Source organism: Bradyrhizobium sp. SHOUNA76 (assembly GCF_023006445.1).
Lineage (GTDB): Bacteria > Pseudomonadota > Alphaproteobacteria > Rhizobiales > Xanthobacteraceae > Bradyrhizobium.
Genome location: NZ_JALBHA010000904.1, coordinates 1 through 1,300, shown reverse-complemented (window position 1 = coordinate 1,300; position 1,300 = coordinate 1). Strand labels below are relative to the sequence as shown.

General features: G+C 68.1%; 2 pseudogenes. Both read left to right on the top strand.

Annotated elements, in window-relative coordinates:
• Positions 1–219 (top strand): annotated as a pseudogene (locus tag MOV74_RS38435) (ATPase); the annotation flags it as partial.
• Between the two features lie 57 nt (positions 220–276).
• Positions 277–1,300, top strand: a pseudogene (locus MOV74_RS38430) (flagellar hook-length control protein FliK); the annotation flags it as partial.

Genomic DNA, 1,300 nt, shown 5'->3' with positions numbered 1-1,300 from the left:
ACCTTGACCGGCTCGGCGCTGCTGGCGCTGGCTCTGGCGCATGGCGCGCGGGACGCCGGCCAGGTCTGGGCTGCCGCTCATGTCGATGAGGATTGGAACGCCGACCAATGGGGCGTGGACGAGGAGGCAGCCAGCCGCCGGGCCACCCGCCTCAGGGATTTCGAGGCCGCCGTGGCGGTTTTGGCCGCTATTAAGCCGCAAGAGGCCAAAGGTCCTTAACGAGAGGTTTACGACGGCGGCCTTAGGGTGTGGCCAGCACTCCATGGGCCCCCTGAGATGCCGACGCCGGTCACTTCCATCGTTCCCGTCAGTGCCGCCAGCCCCGTGGCTGATGCGGCGACGCCTGACCTCGTGCTTCAGGCCGGCAGCGTCGTCGATGCCAGGGTGGTGAGCGTGCTCGCCGACAATCTGGTGCGGATTGCGATCGCCAACCTCTCGATGGACGTGATGTCGGAGGTATCGCTGACGCCCGGGCAGAATCTCCAGCTGGCCGTGTCGCAGAACGAGGGCACCATCCGCCTCGCCGTATTGGGCGGGGCAGGCGAGGCTGCCACCGATCAGATCACGCTGACGCCGCGTGCGGCTTCGCTGGTGGAGAGCCCGCCACTTGCGCCGTCGGTCAATGTGGCACGCACTGCTCTGACGCCGACCGAGCAGATTGCAGTCACATTGGCCTCGGCCGAGGCCGCGACGAAGCAGGGCAGCCAGGCGCCGCTATTCGCCAATCTGGCGTCCGTCGTCACCGGCAGCAATCTGCCCGCAGGCTTGAAGCAGGCGGTGCTGGACGTATTGGCGCAGCAGACGCCGCTCAATCCCGGCCTCGTTGGCGACGATGTCGAGTCCGCATTCCAGAAATCCGGCTTGTTCCTCGAGGCTTCGCTGGCCGCGGGCGCGACACCGCCCTCCGGCACGATGCCCGACCTGAAAGCGGCATTGCTGGTGCTGCGCCAGACCTTGGCCACGCTCGAGTCCGCTGCGCCGCAAGCTCAGGGCGCCGCGCTTCCGGCCGGTACCACGGGGACATTGCAGGTCGGCGCCGCGTCCGCTCAGGTAGCACGGGAGGCCGCATTGCCGTCGACCGAACCTGAAATCGCCCAACAGCCGCAAGTGCCGCGCAATCTCAATCCCGCGGCCGCCGTGCTGGCCGACATGGCAGCCGACGCGCCGCAAACAGCGATGCCGCGGCTCATGTCCGCCGGCCTTGCCGCAAGCCTCCTGCAGGAGGTCACGCAAAACCTGCCGCGCCTGACCGGCAACGTGCCCGGCTCCAACAGAGCCGTGCCCGACGGCCATATCTTCG